This window comes from Odoribacter laneus YIT 12061, assembly GCF_000243215.1.
GTDB classification, from domain to species: Bacteria; Bacteroidota; Bacteroidia; order Bacteroidales; family Marinifilaceae; genus Culturomica; species Culturomica lanea.
Genome location: NZ_JH594596.1, coordinates 941073 through 961633, shown reverse-complemented (window position 1 = coordinate 961633; position 20561 = coordinate 941073). Strand labels below are relative to the sequence as shown.

Genomic DNA, 20561 nt, shown 5'->3' with positions numbered 1-20561 from the left:
GGAATATGTTAATTTTGAAAGCAAAATACGGATAAAAACATGCATTCTAATACGAGAGATAGTTTTAAATCAAAATTCGGGGCCATAGCTGCCCTGGCGGGTTCTGCCGTAGGTTTGGGAAATATCTGGAAGTTTCCCTACGAAGCCGGCAGCAATGGAGGAGGCGCTTTCCTGATAGTATATATTTTTTTTACATTGGCCATCGGATTTCCGGTTATGCTGGCAGAATTCTCTTTAGGACGCCGGTCTCAGCGGAATGCCTTCGGCACTTTTCAAACCTTGGCCCCTAAAACCAAATGGTTTCTTTTTGGGATTTTATCGATTATTGCCGCCTCTCTAATATTGTCTTTTTACGGAACAGTGTCCGGCTGGACCCTGGAGTATGTATGGTTATCCCTGAGTAATGCCTTTAAAGACCAGAGCGCCGAGGATATCAATACGATATTCAATACGTTTATCTCCCATCCTTACAAAGCTGTCCTCTGGCAAACCGGATTCATGTTACTCACAGGAGCAATTGTAATGGCTGGTATACAAAAAGGCATTGAACGCTATACTAAAATCATGATGCCGTTGTTATTCATTATTATCATAGCTTTGAGTATCAGTGCCTGTACACTCAGCGGTTCCCGCAAAGGTCTGGAATTTTTATTTTTTCCGAAATTCTCCGAATTGACAGCAGATAGCATTTTATCGGCCTTGGGACAGGCCTTCTTTTCCCTTTCGGTCGGTATGGGTATATTGCTTACCTATGCTTCCTATATTCCCAAAAACGACAATCTGGTCGGAATATCTTTAAAAGTCATTTTTACCGATACGCTCGTCGCTATATTGGCGGGAATAGCTATTTTACCCGCCGTCTTTTCCTTTGATATTGATCCTCAGGCTGGTCCGGGACTGGTGTTCCTGACCCTCCCCAAAGTTTTCCAAAGTCTGCCGGCCGGACAAATATGGGCGATCCTCTTTTTTATCCTCCTCACTTTTGCTGCCTTGACTTCTGCCATTTCTCTACTGGAAGTGCCCGTTGCCTATCTGGTGGAAGAGAAGAAAATACGACGCCCCTTGGCTTCTTTAATAGCCACTTTCGCCATTACCTTTTTAGGCAGTTTTAATACCTTATCTTTCGGCCCCCTTAAAGAAGTACACCTCTTCGGGATGTCTTTTTTCGAAGCCTGCGATTATCTTTGCTCCAACATTTTATTACCCATAGGAGGTATCTTAATCTGTATCTTTGCTGGCTGGTATCTCAATAAAGCAATACTTTACAGCGAGATCAGCAATAACGGTAGTCTGAAAATTTATTTTTTCAAACTCTATGTCTTTATTCTCCGCTATATAGCTCCGGTCTGTATCTTATTGATCCTCCTGAATGTTTTAGGAATCCTGAATAAGGTTTGACAACTGGAAAGGAGAATTCCACAACCGGAAGTTCAGGTTTGAATGTAAAAATAACGAATAGCCATCCATGCTAGCTAAATACGCGTATTCGATTCGAAAATTAACGAAACTTATGTTTTTGAGAAAAATTTAAGATTGAAAAACAGCAAACTCCATTCAACCCAAAGGTTCGCTGCCCAGCATCGTAGGCACACCTATCTACGCAGTACTATCAGGGAAGGAAGAAATGCTTTTTGTTTTTCGGGAAGGTAAATGACCGAACGATTGAGATTCGTCCGGCAGCTCTCTCGTTAGTATACCTCTAGTTTTGGTAAAAGAAAAGTTATTTATTCCTTTACCAAAACTTTGAATGAAGAATTAACTTTGGAGTACTCAACTATTTATGTTTTTAAAACATAAACCGTTCCAGCTTCATTTCGGCTAATTGCTGTGTTTTACCTACCAGAGTAACGAAATGATGGGTTTTTTCATGGGCAGACAGTTCTTCTTCTCCGGACCAGGTTTCACAAATCATCAAAACTTCCTTATCCGTACTGCTTTCAAAAATTCCATAAGCAATACACCCTTTTTCTTTCTGCGACTGCTCTGCCAATTCCAATAAAGTGTCCAAAACTTCTTTCCGATTTTCGGATTTCACTTTTACAAATACATTTAATCTGATCATAGGATTTTTATTTAAAAGTTTGTGTCCGCCTCTTCCTCCGGCCTTACGGACTGGTCTTTCTGAAAGCTCGTACCTCGCTTTTTCCACTGCTCCTACGGACGTTTTTTATTTTTTTCAATTCTTCTTCCAGAAATTTCCCGGTCTCCGATTCTTTCACTTTAGCCACTTCTTCCGGAGTACCGGTAGCTACTATCCTTCCCCCTTCTTTTCCCCCACCGGGTCCCATATCGATCAGATAGTCAGCAACCTTAATCACATCCAGGTTGTGTTCTATGATAATCACGGAATTCCCCTTATTCACCAATTTCTGTATGACTTCCAACAAGATATGGATATCCTCAAAATGTAATCCGGTAGTCGGTTCATCCAGAATATATAAGGTTTTTCCCGTATCTTTTTTGGAAAGTTCGGTGGCCAATTTGATCCGTTGGGACTCGCCTCCGCTAAGCGTAGTACACTGTTGTCCCAATTTAATATACCCCAGTCCCACATCCTGCAAAACTTTTAATTTCTGCTGAAGGTAAGAAACATTTTCAAAAAATTCTACGGCTTGGTTGATCGTCATATTCAGCACATCTCCAATGGATTTTCCTTTATAACGGACTTCCAGTGTTTCTTTGTTATAGCGTTTCCCGTTACAAGCTTCACAATGTACGTATACATCCGGTAAAAAATTCATCTCAATTGTCTTCACACCAGCTCCCTTACACTCTTCACAACGTCCCCCGGGAATATTGAAAGAAAAACGTCCCGCAGAATATCCCCGGATCTGGGATTCAGGCAATTTTTCAAAAATTTTCCGGATATCGGAAAAAATACCGGTATAGGTAGCCGGATTGGAACGAGGGGTACGCCCCAAAGGACTTTGATCCACCACCACCACCTTATCAATATTTTCTACTCCCTCTATCGACTGATAAGGTAAGGGCGTCACCACTGCCCGGTAGAACTTCTCACTTAGAATCGGATGTAAAGTCCCGTTAATCAAAGAAGACTTACCACTTCCACTCACCCCGGTCACACACACCAGCATTCCCAAGGGAATACGGACATCCACTTCTTTCAGATTGTTTCCAGTGCAACCTTTTAGTATCAGAAATTTCCCGTTTCCCGAACGCCTTTCTTCCGGAATCCGGATTTCTTTTTGCCCATTTAAATATTGGGCCGTCAAACTATTACTTTTCTGTATCTCTTCTATCGGACCAATAGCCATGACTTCTCCCCCCTTTCGGCCAGCCAGAGGTCCCATATCTACAATATAATCTGCATGCTCCATCATCTCTTTATCGTGCTCTACAACGATAACAGAATTACCGGCATCCCTCAATTGTTGCAAAGACCGGATCAATTTCCGGTTATCTTTCTGGTGCAATCCGATACTGGGCTCATCTAAAATGTATAATACATTTACCAACTGAGAGCCGATTTGAGTAGCCAACCGAATCCGCTGGGATTCCCCCCCACTGAGCGTCATCGACTGCCGGTCGAGAGAAAGATATTCCAATCCGACATCCAGTAAAAATTTCAAACGGGTTCGAATTTCTTTAAATATTTCTCCGGCAATCTGACGCTGTTTCTCTTCTAAACGGGACTCTGTTTCACAAACCCAGTCGTACAAATCCGTCAATTCCATCTGAGCCAACTCTGCTATGTTTTTCCCTGCAATCCTGAAATGCAAAGAAGCCTGATTTAACCGCTGCCCCTGACAAACATCACATTTTACCACCGAAATAAATTGCTCCGCCCACTTATTCGCTTTTTTGGAAGTACTATTCTCTTCCTGTAAGGTAATGTATTTGATAATTCCTTCGAAAGTGTATAACGAATTGGAAAGAACACCCAGTTCTTTATTTTCCAAACGAATTTGACCGGGATACCCATAAAGTATATCCGTCAAAGCTTCCTCTGGTAAATCCTGAATGCGGGTATGTATAGTTGCCCCATGTTTCTTTAAAACCGTATCAATCTGCCAAAATAAAATACTGTTTTTATATTTTCCCAAAGGCAGAATTCCCCCCTGGTAGATGGATAAGGTCTTATCCGGAACAATTTTTTCCATATCGACAGCAGTCACATACCCCAACCCTTTACACTTCGGACAGGCTCCGTGAGGCGAATTGAAAGAAAAAGAATGCGGAGCCGGATCTTTATAAGAAATCCCGGTATCCGGACACATTAACCGCCGACTATAATATTTAATCTCTTCGCTTTCATAATCTTTGATCGTCAGCACTCCTTCCCCGTATTTCATAGCCGTAGCCACAGAAGCTTTCAAACGTTTCAGATCCGGCTGGTCAATTACAATCTTATCGACAACGATCTCAATATCGTGCATTTTATACCGATCTACACTCATCCCTACCGTAATCTCCCGAATCTCTCCATCTACCCGAACGGAAATAAATCCCTTTTTTCTCAAATTTTCGAATAACTCTTTGTAATTTCCTTTACGGCCTTTTACAACGGGTGCCAGTAATAAAATTTTTTTCCCGGCAAAATCACTCTGAATCAATTCGATGATTTTTTCATCCGTATATTTTACCATCTTACTCCCCGTCATATACGAATAAGCTTCTCCAGCCCTCGCGAATAATAAACGCAGAAAATCGTATATTTCAGTGGTAGTTCCCACGGTAGACCGAGGATTTTTATTGGTTGTCTTTTGTTCTATCGAGATGACAGGACTTAATCCTGTTATTTTATCTACGTCCGGACGTTCCATTCCCCCTAAAAACTGACGGGCATAAGCAGAGAACGTCTCCATATACCGACGCTGTCCTTCCGCATAAATCGTATCGAAAGCAAGAGATGACTTTCCACTTCCGCTTAACCCGGTAATAACCGTCAAACTGTTTCGCGGGATAGTCAAATCTATGTTTTTCAGATTATGCTCCCTGGCACCGTAAATAGCAATAACCCCCTCCTCTTCCTGATATTCCTTCATATTTCCTTCTTTTTTAAGAACCTGCAAATTTACAATAAATACATCGTAAAAGAAAACATTTGTAAACAGAGGAAACCTAATTTTCCCTAAAAAACGTTCGTAAAATCAGATACAAAGGATAACCATTATTTTTTTCTAAAAAACAACGTAATCCTGGAAAGGAAAAGACTATAAATAATTTTCCGATATAAATTTATTCTCCTCTCTCAGCAGCCAAAGTTCAGGACAAAACGAATAGTATTACGCGTAAGGGAAGAATTATATTTTCTCTCCAAGAATCGGAAAAACAAACGAGACAGAATGAAAATACGGAAAATTACACATTAGGGCACGTCCCTAATGTGTAATTTTAAATGAAAAAAGGCTGTCGAAAACCGACAGCCTTTGTATTTTGGGATAAAATTTTCAAAAAACGTTCGAAAACCTGAACGTATAAAAATAAAAGGGAGGCATCCCGCAGAATCTTTAAAGCCGAAATATGTAGGACTATGAAAAGATGTTGTATGTATGTGTGCGTGCGTCTGTGTGTGGTGTGTATGTGCGTGGTGTAATATTTGTCCTGTAGGCCATATTCCAATCATTTAAAGAACTCTTTTGAAAACCAGCTTGTTTATAAGCTATCCCCTCCCTCGTGGTGTGTGCTAAATAATTTAATCTAAATAACAGCTAAATAAAATCATAAATTTCAATCATCATTTACACTCTCTTTAACGGGAAGAAATAAGTCCGGGTTACATTTTTTCCTCTTTTTTTCTAAAAAAAATAATTTATTTTAATAGACATCTAATAATCAGTATATTATATCTAATATTTTTTTTGAAAAAAAGGAAAATAACTGACGAAAAGCTTCAAAAAGGCGAATAGAGAAAGGTTCAAAAAGGGCGAATTTTGAAAAAACACAAATGATTTCGAGTCGGTTTTTCCGGCTTTATCGGAAAACGATAAGCGTTTCTTTGTTCACTGCCGAGCACTTTTTTGATGGGTTTATTTATATCTTCTAAGATTGCATTTATCTCCTAAGAGATCCTTTTAACACTGCTATTCTGTAAACGCCTCAATCCATAAATTTTTGAATTTACGAATTAACTCTTTTTTCCTGAAATTATCCGATAGATTTATGCTTAAATTTCAGTTATTTTATAACTTCGTCCGCTTATTCGCCATTAATAATAAAACATGTATTCAATTTTAAAACGATTAAGTTTATTACTTTCTGTATTAAGCTTATCCCTGATAGCCTTTTGTCAAGAAGTTTCCCAAGAGAAAAAAGGATATATATTAGTTATAAATACTTATCTGGATTCCAGCCCTTGGTCTTCCCATATCATCGATAAAATCCGAAACGATATTTCAGAACCTCGAAAAAATCTGAACTTATATACCGAATCCCTCCATATCCTGGATATTGATGCTAAAGAAGAAATGGAGGAAATAAAACAGGACATAAGACGTAAATACAAGGACATCAAACCTATTGTCATCGTTTTTCTCGGAAATGGAGCTTGGGCCCTTTTCCAGGAAGAGGTCCAGACCCTTTGGAAAGATATCCCCCTTGTATTGTGTGCTGACGGACAAGAACTGGCTCCTCCAAGCTGTTACTATCTGGAAAAAGAAATTCCCTGGGATTCTTTACGCCCTTTACGAGAGAGTATTCAGGAAACAAAGGTGACCGTTATCGATTGTCCTGTTCACCTGAAAGGTACTATCCAACTCATGCAACGTCTCCTTCCAAAGATGAAAAAAATAGCTTTTATTTCCGATCGACGTTATGTGAGTACTATCGGTCGTAAAGAAATGAAAGAAACAATAGAAAACTATTTTCCGAAGATCCAGGTCGATTATCTCACAGAAGGACAGCTGACAATGGATGAGGTGATCGATACCTTGAAAAGGTATGACGAATTTACCGGTATATTGTATTATAGCTGGTTCCAGAAAAATATGCAATCGGGATATAAATATTTAACCACCAATAATTATAAAAATATTGTAAATCTCACCGCTCATCCTTTGTTTACTCCTATAGATATTGGCGTACATGACGGAACGATGGCCGGCGGCCATTTCTATTGTAATCAGGACCTCGATAAAACCCTCGATAATACACTCAAAAGAATTTTATCCAATCAACCCGTAGATTCCTGGTATACCGCAGGAGAAGAAGGAAATTATTTGTGCTACAATGTACTCCAGAAAGCAGGAATATCCCCTAAACTTTATCCCAAAGATGCTCATTATTATATGAAACCTCAGAGTTTCTGGGAAACAAACCGATATACTATCATGGGGATTATTTTCCTGCTTCTTTTGCTATGGCTTATGTACATGTATATACGCTCCATGACCCGGGAAAAAAAGAGACGTCTTTCGGAAATGCAACTGTTGATAAAATTCAAAAATCTGGTTAATAGTATGCCGATTGCTTATATTCAGGAAAAAATAATATATGACGAACAGGGAGAAATGGTCGATTATGTTATTCTGGATGTAAACCATATTTTTGAAAAATATTTTATACCGAAAGAAAAAGCTATCGGAATGTATGGAAAACAAATGGCTAAATTTATATTACCTGAATACCTGACACTTTGTAAACAAGTTGTCGGAAATAAGCGTTCTTACACCTTTGAATATTATTATCCGGAAACCGACCGATATTACGAAGCATGGGTCACTTCTAACGAAAAAGATATATTGGATGTTTTTTGCGTAGATACGACCAAAATCCGAAAAATGAGTGCTTTACTCGAATCTGTCAATCACAAACTAGTGATGGCTCTCGACGTAGCTAATGTCGTTCCCTGGAAATGGGACCTGGAAAAAAAAGTTATACTCTGCGATGTGAACCGTCCCGTCGAACTGAAAGATAAAGAAATGAGCGAAGAAGTTTTATCTGTCCCGGAATCGGAATATTTCGCTAAGATACACAAACAGGACCGGGACCGGGTAGAAAAGGCCTACCGTAATTTGGTGGAAGGACGTATCCACAAAGTAAAAGAAGAATTCCGGATCCTACACAAACAACAACAGCATACCGGACTGGAATGGGTGGAAGCTCAGGCTACGGTTGATTCCCGTTATCCGAACGGACGCCCCAAAACATTAGTGGGTTCTTCTGTGCTTATTACAGAACGGAAAAAAATGGAAAACGAATTGAGGGAGGCCAAAGAAAAAGCAGAAGAATCCAATCGCCTAAAATCCGCTTTTCTAGCCAATATGAGCCATGAAATCCGGACACCTCTCAATGCCATCATCGGATTTTCTAATATTTTATCTACAGCAGAAGGAGAAGATGAGAAAAAGGAATACATCAATATCATTGAAAACAATAATACATTATTATTACAACTCATCGGCGATATTCTGGATCTTTCCAAAATCGAAGCAGGCACCTTGGAATTCGTTCCTTCCGATTTTAACCTCAACGAAGTATTAAGAGAAATTGAACAAACCTCCCTGCTAAAAATTAACCGGGACAAAGTAGAATTATCCTTCACCGATTCTTTGCCTCATTGCCGGATTCATACGGATAAAAACCGATTGATGCAAGTAATTCTGAACCTGCTTAATAATGCTATTAAATTTACATCGGAAGGGAATATTCATTTCGGTTATCATTTATCGACGGACAGTAAATTTCTTTATTTTCATGTCACCGATACAGGTTGCGGTATCCCTCAAGAAAAGAAAGATACCATTTTCGGACGTTTTGTCAAATTAAACGATTTTGCCCAGGGGACAGGTCTAGGACTTTCTATTTGCGAAACCATCATCCACAAATTAGGCGGAGAAATCGGAGTAGAATCCGAAATGGGAAAAGGATCCAGATTTTGGTTTACCCTACCCTATAAATCGGCTAAACCAACCGATATACTCCCTCCGTCTCTGCCATTTGAACCGGAAACAATAACTAAAGATAAATTGAAAATTCTGATTGCAGAAGATAACAATAGTAATTATAAGTTATTTGAATCTATTTTGAAAAAAGAGTATCAATTAATTCATGCCCGAAACGGTCAGGAAGCAGTGGAACTCTTCCAGGAACATTTACCTCATTTAATTCTGATGGATATCAATATGCCTGTCCTGAATGGTTTTGAAGCAACCCGGGAAATTCGGAAGTATTCTATCACTGTTCCCATTCTCGCGGTGACAGCCTATGCCTATGCCGAAGATGAACAGCAGATTCTGCAAAGCGGATTTAACGATTATGCATCCAAACCGATAGATGCCAAAACTCTCAAGAAAAAAATCCTCTCTCTTCTGGAAATGCATCTGATTTTATTGTGAGGATACAGCTCCTCTTAAATGTTTAACTATTCGAAAATTCTCATTCCTTTATCGAAAGAATCCTCTCTTTCAAAGAAATGAAGACTGCTGATTTTTCCATCCATAACGGACGGTCAATGAGAATTTATCAGATTAAATGCCGAACTTCTTAAACCTTTGAACAATAAAAAAGTCGTCTTGATTCAAGACGACTTTTTATATAAATGAATGAGATCTTATTTTTTGAAATAAGCTTTCACTTCGTCGGTGCTTATCATTTGTTGTTTGAACGTATAGGCACCCGATTTCGGAGATTTCACCATTTTAATTACTTTAGCGTATCCCCGGCCGTCTCCGGTCTTCAATGTTGCTACAACCTTCTTTGCCATAGTTCAAATTATTTAATTTCTCTGTGTAAAGTTACTTTTTTCAATATCGGATTGTACTTTCTCAGTTCCAATCTCTCCGGAGTATTCTTTCTGTTCTTGGTAGTAATATACCGTGAAGTTCCCGGCATACCGGATTCTTTATGTTCTGTACACTCAAGAATCACCTGTACTCTATTTCCTTTAGCTTTCTTTGCCATCTTCAGTGATTTTAAACATTTTTAATTAATCCTTCAGCCGTCGCATTTTTTAAACATGCATTCAGACCTTTCTTATTAATCAGACGAAGACCAGCAGCAGATACGTTCAAACGAATCCATCTGTCTTCTTCCGGCCAATAAAAATTTCTCTTAAACAGGTTGATCGAGAATGTTCTCTTTACTCTTCTCTTAGAGTGAGATACACTGTTTCCACCCATTGCTTTTTTTCCGGTTATTTGACAAACTCTTGACATCTCTCAGTATTTTTTTTAAACGCTTTCCAAACAGGTTGCAAATTAAGTGCTTTTTATCCATATAATCAAATATTCAGAGAAAAAAATTTGCAATTATTTATTCCTAAATAATAAAATAAATACACAATTGTTTTCTCCTCTTTCTCTAGAGTATCCTATTTTTTCTCTGCAGGAAATTACCAGACGACAAATAGGACAAGGGCTACTAATATCAATATACTACTCCATTCTATCCAGATTCTCCGGTTACTTTTATTCACTTTCCCGCGACGAATTATTTCTAATAATTGCCCTGTTAAACAAAAATAATTACACCAAGGACGGGAAAAAAATACGGATAGAAATAAAAAGGTCAAAGCCAAAGCCAGTATCCAACGTCCTGCAGCATTGAACATAAAAGCAGCTAAAGGCTCAAATAATGTCAAATCGAGGGTTACTCCCACCAATAAAAGGCCCACTACTACGCTGAAGTAAACCCAACGACTGTATTTTAAAATGATCTTCAAATACCCCTTCGGTATCGTTTTCTTTTTTCTGATTTTACCAGCCAGTTCCTGAGCAGCTCCAAAAGGACAGAGGTAATAGCAATAGTAAGATTTACCAAAGAATAAAGGAATGAAAAAAGCCAGAAATGCCATAACCAGCAACAAGATTTTCCCTCCCCAGGGGATACCGTGAGTCAACCACCCGTATAATAAGGTGAAAGAAAGAAAATAGCCGTTCCAAAATCCTAAAATCAAGACCGAACCGGCCATCAATACCCAACGGTATTTTTTTAATATTTTTATGGGAAACATGCTCAATAAAGCGAACATCACTAGCACAAAACCCAAGCCATTTTTGAGCAAATCCATCCAGCGGACCTCTTTCCCTTCCGCCTCCCGTTGTAAATAATACGTCAATGCTCTCCGTACATTCTCTTTTACCGCTTCACTCGACAGAGTAGCCCCACTCACCGCTTCCACCTGCAACTCCAAAGCTTCTTCAGGCGTTTTATCGTTCCACGAATCGAAAAAACCTTTGCGGGCTATCCGTTTTATAAAACCCGGCGACTCCTGGTTTTCTAATAAACGAAGTCCGATGATTTTTCCTTCTGTATTCAACGCCAGGACGACCGGTACTTTCCCGGCAAATCCCGTCACCCCATCGGCAATAGAAGTCGTGACGATAAAAGAACCTACCACTTTTCTCCCTTTCTCTACCCGCATCAACACTTCTGATTCCTGCACCAATTCAGTATGACCCGGAAAAAATTCCTCGGCGATCTCTGCCGGTACTTTTTGTTCCGCAGAAATTTTTTCTTCCTTGCTTTCTTTTCGCTCTTCCTGCCGATACTGCCAAGAAATCAAAAACAAAATCAGAAACAGGAAAAGTATCCCCGGTAATTTTGAAATCCAAGCACGTCCTTTCTCGTTCATCATGCACTTTTTTATTCAGGGTCTCAAAATTAATGCATTAATTCTAAGGTTTTCCTTCTCTTCCGTTAAAAAAATATTATTTTTGCTATTTATCTTAATTTTTCGGAACAACTTTATTCATTTTCTGAATTTTTAGGTATTAAAATCCGGATATTTTCAATAAACAAATATTAATCTGATTAGAAAATATGTATAAAATGAAAAAACTCACTTATCTGATTTGCTTTGCAGGCCTGATGGTACAAGCCTGTAACAGTGAAGTAAAACAGGAAAACCCTTTTTTGAAGGATTTCGATACGCCTCACGGAGTGCCTCCTTTTCAGCTGATCCACAACAGCCATTATCTGCCCGCTTTTCAGGAAGGTGTAAAGCAACAGGAAACTGAAATCGAAGCTATCGTCAATAATCCGGACGCTCCTACTTTTGAAAATACAATTGTTGCCATGGAAAAATCCGGACAACTGTTACAAAAGGTACAGGCCGTTTTTATCAATTTACGGGAAGCCAATACCAACGATTCAATGCAAAGGATAGCGGAACAAGTTGCTCCTCTGCTCTCCGCACACGAAGATGGGATCAACCTGAATGAAAAACTGTTCCAACGCATCAAAACCGTATACGACAATAAAGAAAAAGAAAACCTCAATACAGAACAAAGGAAGGTTTTAAATAAATATTATAAAGATTTTGTCCGCGGAGGAGCGAATCTTTCAGCAGAAGACAAGGAAAAACTGAAAAAAATCAATAATGAGTTATCGCTATTGGCTATTAAATTCGGAAACAATCTGCTGAAGGAAACCAATAATTATCGGTTGGTTATCGACAACGAAAAAGATTTATCAGGGCTGCCGGCAGGGGTAGTTGCCGCAGCTGCTGAGACAGCCAAAGAAGCCGGCCTGGAAGGGAAATGGGTATTTACACTTCATAATCCGAGTGTGATGCCTTTTCTGCAATATGCAGATAACCGGAATTTAAGGGAACAAATCTACCGGGCTTATACCAACCGGGGAAATAATAACAACGAATACGACAACAAAGAAGTAATCAGTAAGCTGATCGCCTTGAAGACGGAAAAGGCAAATCTATTGGGATTTCCGGATTATGCCAGTTATGTTTTAGACGAGAACATGGCTAAAAACCCTGAAAATGTATATAGTTTGTGTAATCAAATCTGGGAAGCAGCACTTAAAGTCGCTAAAAAAGAAGCCGCAACTCTCCAGAAAATGATAAACAAAACCGATGGTTCGTTCCAACTCCAGCCTTGGGATTGGCGGTATTATGCTGAAAAAGTAAAGCAAGCTCAATACGGCCTGGATGAAAATGAACTCCGGCAATATTTCCCGCTGGAACAAGTACGGGAAGGAGCATTCTACACCGCCCATAAGTTGTATGGTATCACTTTCGAGCCACGCACCGATTTACCTCTTCCCCATCCGGAAGCCAAAGCATTCGAATTGAAAGATGCCGACGGGAGCTTTATCGGAATTTACTATGCCGACTATTTTCCCCGTCCCAGCAAAAGTCAAGGGGCCTGGATGGACGCTTTCCGCTCCCAATCTTTTTTACTGGAATCGACTCCCGTTATTACCAATGTATGTAATTTTACAAAACCGACCGGAGAAACACCGGCTTTGTTAACTTTCGATGAAGTCCAGACGCTTTTCCACGAATTCGGGCATGCCCTGCACGGTTTGTTATCCAAATGTACTTATCCCAGTGTGGCCGGCACAAATGTCGTGCACGACTTTGTAGAACTCCCTTCTCAAATTATGGAAAACTGGGCCGGAGATCCCGAAGTATTAAAAGTATATGCCCGTCATTATAAAACCGGCGAACCTATTCCGCAGGAACTGATCGATAAATTGCAAAAAAGCAGTCACTTCAATCAAGGTTTTGCCACCACGGAATTTATGGCAGCCGCTTTATTGGACATGGCTTATCATACAGTGAAGACAACAGAGCCTATCCATGTAGAAAAATTTGAAAAAGAAACCTTAGATAAGCTGGGGCTGATACCGGAAATCACCGTCCGTTACAGAAGTACTTATTTCTCTCATATTTTCGACAGCGGATACTCGGCCGGTTATTATGCTTATACCTGGGCGGAAGTGCTGGATGCCGATGCTTTCCAAGCCTTTAAGGAAACCGGAGATATTTTTAACCCGGAAAAAGCTTTGGCTTTCCGCCAATATGTTCTCGCCAAAGGAGGTAGCGACGATGCCATGAAATTGTACCGGGAATTCCGGGGCAAAGACCCCTCTATCGAACCATTATTGAAACGAAGAGGACTGAATTAAAGGAACAAAAAAGAATACTTCTCAAAGGAAGTAAAATCATTGCTGATGAACGCCCCCACGGCTGACAAAAGAAAATACGTCAGAAGGAAGGGTTCGTTCATCAGCAATTCGTTAAAAGGAGATTCATCCGATACAAAGTACCCCATAGTTTTGGGAAATCTTTCTCCTTATCCCCCCATACCTTTACACATTTGTAAAGAAAAATATCTTCTCCGAGAAACCCGTATTCCGGATAAACTCATTTTCCAAAATAAATACTATCTTTGCACGGCTACAGAAAGAAAGAAGGATGGAAAAATTATTAAACCTGGCTATAGAAGCCGCTTTAAGAGCTGGAGAAGCAATACTGAAAATATACAATGACCCGACTTCTCATCTGGATATTGAACGGAAAGCAGATGATTCTCCTTTGACGCAAGCCGATAAAGAAGCACACAAAACGATTGTTAATTTATTAGAAAACACTTCTTACCCCGTATTGAGTGAGGAAGGAATGCTTGCGGACTATGAAAAACGGCAGCAATGGAAAACCTTCTGGATAGTGGATCCCCTGGACGGCACAAAAGAATTTATCAAGCGGAACGGGGAGTTTACCGTCAATATCGCCCTGATTTCTGAAGGAAGTCCGGTTTTGGGAGTTATATATGTACCGGTAAAAAAAGAATTGTATTACGGTTCTCTGGAAAACGGCGCCTATAAAGCTCTGGCAGTAGAACCATTGCGTGTTTCTGCTATTGCAGAAGTTCGTTCCCGCGCCCTTCGTCTGCCTCTCGTAAAAGGAAATTATCCTTATACGATCGTAGCCTCCCGTTCTCATTTAACACCGGAGACCCAGCAATTTATCGAACATCTGAAAGCAGAATATAAACAGGTGAAATTAACCTCTATCGGAAGTTCTCTGAAAATTTGCCTGGTTGCAGAGGGAACCGCCAATATTTATCCCCGCTTTGCTCCCACCATGGAATGGGATACGGCAGCAGGACATGCAATCGCACTAGCGGCTGGTAAAAATATATACCAGACAGACGAAAAAACTCCGCTTCAATACAATAAAGAAGACCTACACAATCCTTGGTTTATTGTAAAATAGGAAAGGTTTGTAAAACCAGTATAGAAGATGAAAAGTAAACGGTAAATAAAAAATCCTTTCCAGACTGCCTTTATCCTTCCGATAAAGGTTATTTTTATGAAAAGGAGAATAAAATAAGCTTAAATAGTAAAAAGAACAAAAAGGAATCGGCAAAAGAAGGCCAACCACAGCTAAACACGTATGTAAGACCTGTCTGGCAAAGGAAATAAATGAAGCAAAGCAGAAGTTTAAGACAGCAAATATCCCCAAAGCCAAACAAATGACAGGGTATAAATTTTTTATATCGTATGGAAAAAAACACCAATATTTACCCGATATTCGAACAAATGTTACAACGATCGGACCGGGAACAACTGTTGCGACAGAAAAGTGTAATGATCTGGTTTACCGGTCTTTCTGGTTCGGGTAAAAGTACATTGGCTATCGCTTTAGAACGGGAATTATACAAGAGGGGATTCCTGACCCGTATTCTGGATGGAGACAATATCCGCAGCGGTATTAACAATAATCTGGGTTTTTCCGAAGCCGACCGTACGGAAAACATTCGGCGGATTGCAGAAGTTTCCAAATTATTTGTAGACTGCGGAATTGTAACGATTGCGGCTTTCATCAGTCCCACAAGAGCTATCCGGCAAATGGCACGGGAAATCATCGGAAAAGACGATTTTTTAGAAGTATATGTGAGTACCCCTCTGGAAGAGTGCGAAAAAAGAGATGTTAAAGGCCTGTATAAAAAAGCCCGAAAAGGAGAAATCCGGGATTTTACAGGTATATCCGCTCCTTTCGAAGCTCCCCTTCATCCTTTTTTGGAAATAGATACTTCCTGTCATTCCTTGGAAGAATCGGTAAAAATACTATTGGAAGCCATTGAAGCGAAAATTAAATTTGTGCCTTGAAATCTTTATGCGCCTATAAAACAATCGGCAAGAAAGAAATCCGGCAGAAGGAAAGATTCTATTGATTATACAAGAAATATGTCAGAATATAAATTAACTCATCTCAAAGAACTGGAGGCGGAATCCATTCACATTATCCGGGAAGTGGTGGCGGAATTTGAAAATCCGGTCATGCTTTATTCTATCGGAAAAGATTCTTCCGTAATGGTGCGGCTGGCAGAAAAAGCTTTTTACCCGGGAAAGGTTCCCTTCCCTCTGATGCATATCGACTCGAAGTGGAAGTTTAAGGAAATGATCGAATTCCGGGACAAATATGCCAAAGAATACGACTGGGACCTGATCGTGGAATCCAATATGAAAGCCTTCCAAGAAGGTGTAGGCCCTTTTACACACGGTAGCAAAGTCCATACCGACCTGATGAAAACCCAGGCTTTGCTGAATGCGCTCGACAAATATAAATTCGACGCTGCTTTCGGAGGAGCAAGGCGGGACGAAGAAAAATCCCGGGCAAAAGAACGGATTTATTCTTTCCGGGATAAATTCCATCAGTGGGACCCTAAAAATCAACGGCCTGAATTGTGGAACCTCTATAACGCACGGGTTCACAAGGGAGAATCAATCCGGGTATTCCCCCTTTCCAATTGGACAGAATTAGATATCTGGCAATATATCCGAATGGAAAATATACCCATTGTGCCCCTCTATTTTGCTAAAGAACGTCCGATCGTCAATATAGACGGCAATCTGATCCTGGTAGACGATGAGCGTATGCCCCAAGAATACCGCGACAAGATGGAAATGAAAAAAGTACGCTTTCGCACCTTGGGATGTTATCCCCTGACAGGAGCTGTGGAATCCGAAGCAGACACCATAGAAAAAATCGTCGAAGAAATGATGACTACAACCAAATCTGAAAGGACTACGCGGGTGATCGACTTCGACCAAGACGCCAGTATGGAACAAAAGAAACGGGAAGGGTATTTTTAAACAGAAAACGTCCGGAAAACGGAAAAGGCATAAAGCCTTTTTTTACTAGATAAACCGGAAGCTGTTTCCGGAAGCTTCCGGGCATAAATCGTAAATTCAAGCGCAATGGCAGAAAAATTAAATATAAAGGAATTCCTCGACCGGGACGAGAAAAAGGATCTATTACGTCTATTGACTGCCGGATCGGTAGACGACGGAAAGTCCACCCTAATCGGCCGGTTGTTGTTCGACAGTAAAAAATTATACGAGGACCAACTCGACGCCCTGGAACGGGATACCAAAAGGTACGGAAACGCAGGGGATAATATCGACTACGCTTTATTACTCGATGGATTGAAAGCGGAGCGGGAACAAGGAATTACCATTGATGTCGCATACCGGTATTTCTCCACTAACAACCGGAAATTCATCATTGCCGATACTCCGGGACACGAGCAATATACCCGCAATATGATTACGGGAGGCTCTACTGCCAATCTGGCCATTATCCTGGTAGACGCCCGAACCGGTGTGATTACTCAGACCCGGCGTCACACTTATCTGGTATCCCTACTGGGCATACAACACCTCGTATTGGCCGTCAATAAAATGGACCTGGTGGATTACAGCCAGCAGGTGTTTGATAAAATCGTGAGCGATTACCGGGATTTTGCCACCCCTCTGGGTATTCCGGACATACACTGTATTCCCCTATCGGCTTTAAAAGGAGATAATGTGGTAGAACACTCCCCTTATATGAAATGGTATAAAGGACAACCTTTATTGGAATTCCTGGAAACAGTAAAGATCGAAAGCGATAAGAATTTTACGGATTTCCGTTATCCCGTTCAATATGTACTCCGCCCCAATCTGGATTTCAGAGGTTTTAGCAGTACGGTAGCTTCCGGTATTGTCCGGAAAGGAGATGAAGTAATCGCCCTTCCCTCCATGAAAAAATCCCGGATAAAATCGATCGTCACTTATGACGGGGAATTGGACATGGCATTTCCTCCTCAGGCCATTACCCTTACCCTGGAAGATGAAATTGACGTATCCCGGGGAGAAATGTTAGTGCATCCGGACAATTTACCTTTTATAGACCGTAATTTTGAGGCCATGTTGGTATGGATGGATGAAACGAAAATGGATCCGGAACAGCAATTCTTCATTAAACACACGACCAATCTAACCCGTGTCAAAATCGACCAGATTCGCTATAAAGTCAATGTAAATACCCTGGAACAATCCATGACGGATACTCTGGAACTGAATGAAATCGGCAGAGTCGTATTTACTTCCAATAAACCTTTGTTTTTCGATCCTTACCGGAAAAACAAAAACACAGGAGCTTTTATTCTGATCGACCCGATTACAAACAATACCTGTGCAGTCGGTATGATCATCGATAAGGTAAATGCCCGGGATTTATCGACCAATATAACCGAAGAGGACCGTCGGTATATGAGGGACGGGTATTCGATCGTAAGTCCGGAATCCCGCGCCCGTCTCTACGAGCAGCAAGGGCATATATATGCTATTTCCGGAGAAGCGGCCACAGAATTCGGTTATACGCTGGAACGCCGGTTGTTTGATATCGGAAAAACCGTAGTGGTTCTGAACAGCCGGGAAATCACCGATATCGAAAAAGTTGCAGATACCCTCTGCAAGCAAGGCTTAATTGTCATTTGTATCGGCTACTCGGCCAACGGCAAATACATCACGAACTGCAAAGCCGAAACCAATAAAGTATCCTCTTCCGTAGAAGATGTGCTGAAAAAATTATAAGATCCGGAAAAAATTAAATTGTAAGACAGCAAGATGGGTTTACTCGAATTTCAGAAGCTACCAGTCAATACTTTAGTAGGAGCCGACTGGAAAACGTTTAAAGGAATCACGGCACACCAAACAATCGACAAGGGTTACCGGACCAAATACCGGCTGACCAAAGCGATTTGCTGGCTTTTAAGCCGACTGAACGGGCTGGAAGCCAGCCGCTACCGAAAAAGGCTGAAAGAGCTGCCCGTCAATGCGGAACCCGTTTTTATTCTCGGACACTGGCGCAGCGGTACAACCTTCGTCCACAATGTCTTGGCCCATGATAAACATTTCGGCTACACCACTACCTATCAGACCGTGTTCCCTCACCTGATGTTATGGGGACAACCCTTTTTTAAAAAGACCATGTCCTGGCTGATGCCCGACAAACGTCCCACAGATAATATGGAACTGAACGTCGACCTCCCCCAGGAAGAAGAATTCGCTCTTTCCAATATGTTCCCTTACAGCTACTATAATTTTTGGTTTCTGCCCCAAAATATGCTGGAATACTGTGACAAATACCTTACGATGGAAAAGGCTACGGCAGAAGAAAAACAGCTTTTTAAAACTACTTTTTTGAAACTTATTAAAATTTCACTCTGGAATACCAAAGGAGAACAATTTCTCTCCAAAAACCCGCCCCATACAGGACATATCCGGCAAATTCTGGAAATGTTCCCCAATGCTAAATTCATTTATCTGGTACGAAATCCCTACACAGTATTTGAATCCACCCGAAGTTTTTTTTGCAATACCATACAACCTCTCAAATTACAACATATTTCCGATGAAGAACTGGAAAATAACATCTTAGAAGTATACAAACGCCTTTACCGGAGGTACGAACAGGACAAACAACTCATACCAGCAGGCAACCTGATCGAAATCAAATTCGAAGACTACGAAAAAGACGCCTTAGCTATAACGGAAAAGATTTATAAAACCTTGTCCCTTCCGGGTTTTGAAAATGCGAAAGCAGATATTGCCCGTTACCTGGATAAGAAAAAGGGATATAAAAAGAATGCTTACAAATACGAAGACCGCACGATAGAACTGGTAGAAAAGAACTGGGATTTCGCCTTGAAACAATGGGGTTATGAGCGCTTGGGCTAAACGGCCGTGAGATTTTCCTTTATCCTTCTACCACCATATTGGTCACCCGGTTTACCGTGATCAATGTATTGTCTTCGTCCCGTATTTCCACCTGTACCACGTGGGTGCGCCTTCCTTTATGAAGGAAAAACGCTTTGCCGGTCACATAACGTCCGCTAGCCCGTTTTATGTGGTTTCCATTGATCTCAATACCGTATACTTGATAACGCAATTCCCGGGGTACCGATATGGAACTCAAAGCCCCGCTTACCGTCTCCGCCAATGCCATATTCGCTCCTCCGTGCAAAGCTCCGTCCGGACGACAGGTACGGTGGTCTACAGGCATACGCACTTCCAGCCAGCCTTCTCCAATGGCCGTAAATTCCATCCCCAGCCATTCCACCAAAGTATGGCGACAACTTTCACTCAATTGCTGTAAATATTCTTCCATGTTTTTTTCAAACTAAATTCCCCTTACTTGTCTTCATAATCCGCCTTCCGCTTCGGATTCATCGGAAACCAGCCTTTTTTCACCCTGCCTTTTTGTTCGAAGATTTCCAAAATGGTCCAAAAAGAAGAAAAAGCAAACACGCCCAGCAAGGAAGACCAAAACACTTCCCTGACATATAAGGCTCCGATAATCCCTCCTATTCCCCACAATAAAAACATCCACCAACAGCGTGTTCCGAAATAGTATTCACATTTAATTACCAACGGATGAAATAAACCGATAATTAAAAAAGTACATATCCCGATCAACAAACCGGTCAGATGATAGCTTTCTATAAATTCCATTTTTCCCTCTTTACATTCTATGCGCAAAGATAAGATTTTTTAAGCCATAAGCCGTAAATAAACAAGGGGAAAAA

The 20561-nt window shown here is 40.7% G+C and carries 16 protein-coding genes; 8 read left to right on the top strand and 8 right to left on the bottom strand.

The annotated features are described in order from the left end of the window. The first annotated feature begins 39 nt into the window (after positions 1-39). A complete protein-coding gene (locus HMPREF9449_RS04045) occupies positions 40-1398 on the top strand; it encodes a sodium-dependent transporter (protein ID WP_009135956.1) in 1359 nt (452 codons plus the stop codon). 388 nt (positions 1399-1786) lie between these two features. Here HMPREF9449_RS04045 and HMPREF9449_RS04040 read toward each other — a convergent pair whose 3' ends face one another. Continuing rightward, positions 1787-2062 (bottom strand): putative quinol monooxygenase, encoded by a 276-nt coding sequence (locus HMPREF9449_RS04040; protein ID WP_009135955.1) that lies wholly within the window; start codon positions 2060-2062, stop codon positions 1787-1789. Positions 2063-2105: 43 nt separating this feature from the next. Beyond that, positions 2106-5006, bottom strand: coding sequence for an excinuclease ABC subunit UvrA (gene uvrA / locus HMPREF9449_RS04035; RefSeq protein ID WP_009135954.1), 2901 nt, complete (start codon positions 5004-5006; stop codon positions 2106-2108). A gap of 1176 nt (positions 5007-6182) precedes the next feature. On the opposite strand from uvrA, the gene HMPREF9449_RS04030 reads away from it, so the two are divergent. Next, complete coding sequence (locus HMPREF9449_RS04030) at positions 6183-9296, top strand: ATP-binding protein (RefSeq protein ID WP_009135953.1); 3114 nt, start codon at positions 6183-6185, stop codon at positions 9294-9296. Between the two features lie 215 nt (positions 9297-9511). On the opposite strand, the gene HMPREF9449_RS16145 is transcribed toward HMPREF9449_RS04030, so the two are convergent. The 4 genes from HMPREF9449_RS16145 to HMPREF9449_RS04015 form a co-directional block, all read right to left on the bottom strand. Beyond that, complete coding sequence (locus HMPREF9449_RS16145) at positions 9512-9664, bottom strand: DUF4295 domain-containing protein (protein WP_009135952.1); 153 nt, start codon at positions 9662-9664, stop codon at positions 9512-9514. A gap of 8 nt (positions 9665-9672) precedes the next feature. Beyond that, positions 9673-9861, bottom strand: coding sequence for a 50S ribosomal protein L33 (rpmG, locus tag HMPREF9449_RS04025; protein ID WP_009135951.1), 189 nt, complete (start codon positions 9859-9861; stop codon positions 9673-9675). Between the two features lie 11 nt (positions 9862-9872). Further along, entirely contained in the window at positions 9873-10115 is a 243-nt protein-coding gene (gene rpmB / locus HMPREF9449_RS04020) for a 50S ribosomal protein L28 (protein ID WP_009135950.1), read from the bottom strand. A gap of 176 nt (positions 10116-10291) precedes the next feature. Then, entirely contained in the window at positions 10292-11533 is a 1242-nt protein-coding gene (locus HMPREF9449_RS04015; RefSeq protein WP_040611202.1) for an FMN-binding protein, read from the bottom strand. 197 nt (positions 11534-11730) lie between these two features. Between HMPREF9449_RS04015 and HMPREF9449_RS04010 the strand changes: the two genes are divergently transcribed. From HMPREF9449_RS04010 to HMPREF9449_RS03985, 6 genes are all read left to right on the top strand, one after another. Continuing rightward, complete coding sequence (locus tag HMPREF9449_RS04010) at positions 11731-13830, top strand: M3 family metallopeptidase (protein WP_040611618.1); 2100 nt, start codon at positions 11731-11733, stop codon at positions 13828-13830. Positions 13831-14119: 289 nt separating this feature from the next. Next, on the top strand, positions 14120-14920 hold the full coding sequence (cysQ, locus tag HMPREF9449_RS04005; RefSeq protein WP_009135947.1) for a 3'(2'),5'-bisphosphate nucleotidase CysQ: 801 nt from the start codon (positions 14120-14122) through the stop codon (positions 14918-14920). A 287-nt stretch (positions 14921-15207) separates the two neighbouring features. After that, entirely contained in the window at positions 15208-15816 is a 609-nt protein-coding gene (cysC, locus tag HMPREF9449_RS04000; protein WP_009135946.1) for an adenylyl-sulfate kinase, read from the top strand. Positions 15817-15894: 78 nt separating this feature from the next. Continuing rightward, positions 15895-16803 (top strand): sulfate adenylyltransferase subunit CysD, encoded by a 909-nt coding sequence (gene cysD / locus HMPREF9449_RS03995; protein ID WP_009135945.1) that lies wholly within the window; start codon positions 15895-15897, stop codon positions 16801-16803. Positions 16804-16908: 105 nt separating this feature from the next. Further along, complete coding sequence (cysN, locus tag HMPREF9449_RS03990; protein WP_009135944.1) at positions 16909-18567, top strand: sulfate adenylyltransferase subunit CysN; 1659 nt, start codon at positions 16909-16911, stop codon at positions 18565-18567. A 33-nt stretch (positions 18568-18600) separates the two neighbouring features. Continuing rightward, on the top strand, positions 18601-19713 hold the full coding sequence (locus HMPREF9449_RS03985; RefSeq protein ID WP_009135943.1) for a sulfotransferase family protein: 1113 nt from the start codon (positions 18601-18603) through the stop codon (positions 19711-19713). A 19-nt stretch (positions 19714-19732) separates the two neighbouring features. Here the strand turns inward: HMPREF9449_RS03985 and HMPREF9449_RS03980 are convergent, their stop codons facing one another. Together HMPREF9449_RS03980 and HMPREF9449_RS03975 are read right to left on the bottom strand one after the other, a co-directional pair. Next, entirely contained in the window at positions 19733-20143 is a 411-nt protein-coding gene (locus HMPREF9449_RS03980) for a PaaI family thioesterase (protein ID WP_009135942.1), read from the bottom strand. A 23-nt stretch (positions 20144-20166) separates the two neighbouring features. Next, entirely contained in the window at positions 20167-20487 is a 321-nt protein-coding gene (locus HMPREF9449_RS03975) for a DUF4491 family protein (RefSeq protein WP_009135941.1), read from the bottom strand. Positions 20488-20561 lie beyond the last annotated feature (74 nt).

Excerpts from the sequence above, each read along its gene's own strand:
- HMPREF9449_RS03975 (WP_009135941.1), bottom strand. The coding sequence starts at position 20,487 with ATGGAATTTATAGAAAGCTATCATCTGACCGGTTTGTTGATCGGGATA.
- HMPREF9449_RS04015 (WP_040611202.1), bottom strand. The coding sequence starts at position 11,533 with ATGAACGAGAAAGGACGTGCTTGGATTTCAAAATTACCGGGGATACTT.
- HMPREF9449_RS04040 (WP_009135955.1), bottom strand. The coding sequence starts at position 2,062 with ATGATCAGATTAAATGTATTTGTAAAAGTGAAATCCGAAAATCGGAAA.
- HMPREF9449_RS04010 (WP_040611618.1), top strand. The coding sequence starts at position 11,731 with ATGAAAAAACTCACTTATCTGATTTGCTTTGCAGGCCTGATGGTACAA.
- cysQ (WP_009135947.1), top strand. The coding sequence starts at position 14,120 with ATGGAAAAATTATTAAACCTGGCTATAGAAGCCGCTTTAAGAGCTGGA.
- HMPREF9449_RS03980 (WP_009135942.1), bottom strand. The coding sequence starts at position 20,143 with ATGGAAGAATATTTACAGCAATTGAGTGAAAGTTGTCGCCATACTTTG.
- uvrA (WP_009135954.1), bottom strand. The coding sequence starts at position 5,006 with ATGAAGGAATATCAGGAAGAGGAGGGGGTTATTGCTATTTACGGTGCC.
- rpmB (WP_009135950.1), bottom strand. The coding sequence starts at position 10,115 with ATGTCAAGAGTTTGTCAAATAACCGGAAAAAAAGCAATGGGTGGAAAC.
- HMPREF9449_RS03985 (WP_009135943.1), top strand. The coding sequence starts at position 18,601 with ATGGGTTTACTCGAATTTCAGAAGCTACCAGTCAATACTTTAGTAGGA.
- HMPREF9449_RS16145 (WP_009135952.1), bottom strand. The coding sequence starts at position 9,664 with ATGGCAAAGAAGGTTGTAGCAACATTGAAGACCGGAGACGGCCGGGGA.
- cysN (WP_009135944.1), top strand. The coding sequence starts at position 16,909 with ATGGCAGAAAAATTAAATATAAAGGAATTCCTCGACCGGGACGAGAAA.
- cysD (WP_009135945.1), top strand. The coding sequence starts at position 15,895 with ATGTCAGAATATAAATTAACTCATCTCAAAGAACTGGAGGCGGAATCC.
- HMPREF9449_RS04030 (WP_009135953.1), top strand. The coding sequence starts at position 6,183 with ATGTATTCAATTTTAAAACGATTAAGTTTATTACTTTCTGTATTAAGC.
- cysC (WP_009135946.1), top strand. The coding sequence starts at position 15,208 with ATGGAAAAAAACACCAATATTTACCCGATATTCGAACAAATGTTACAA.
- HMPREF9449_RS04045 (WP_009135956.1), top strand. The coding sequence starts at position 40 with ATGCATTCTAATACGAGAGATAGTTTTAAATCAAAATTCGGGGCCATA.
- rpmG (WP_009135951.1), bottom strand. The coding sequence starts at position 9,861 with ATGGCAAAGAAAGCTAAAGGAAATAGAGTACAGGTGATTCTTGAGTGT.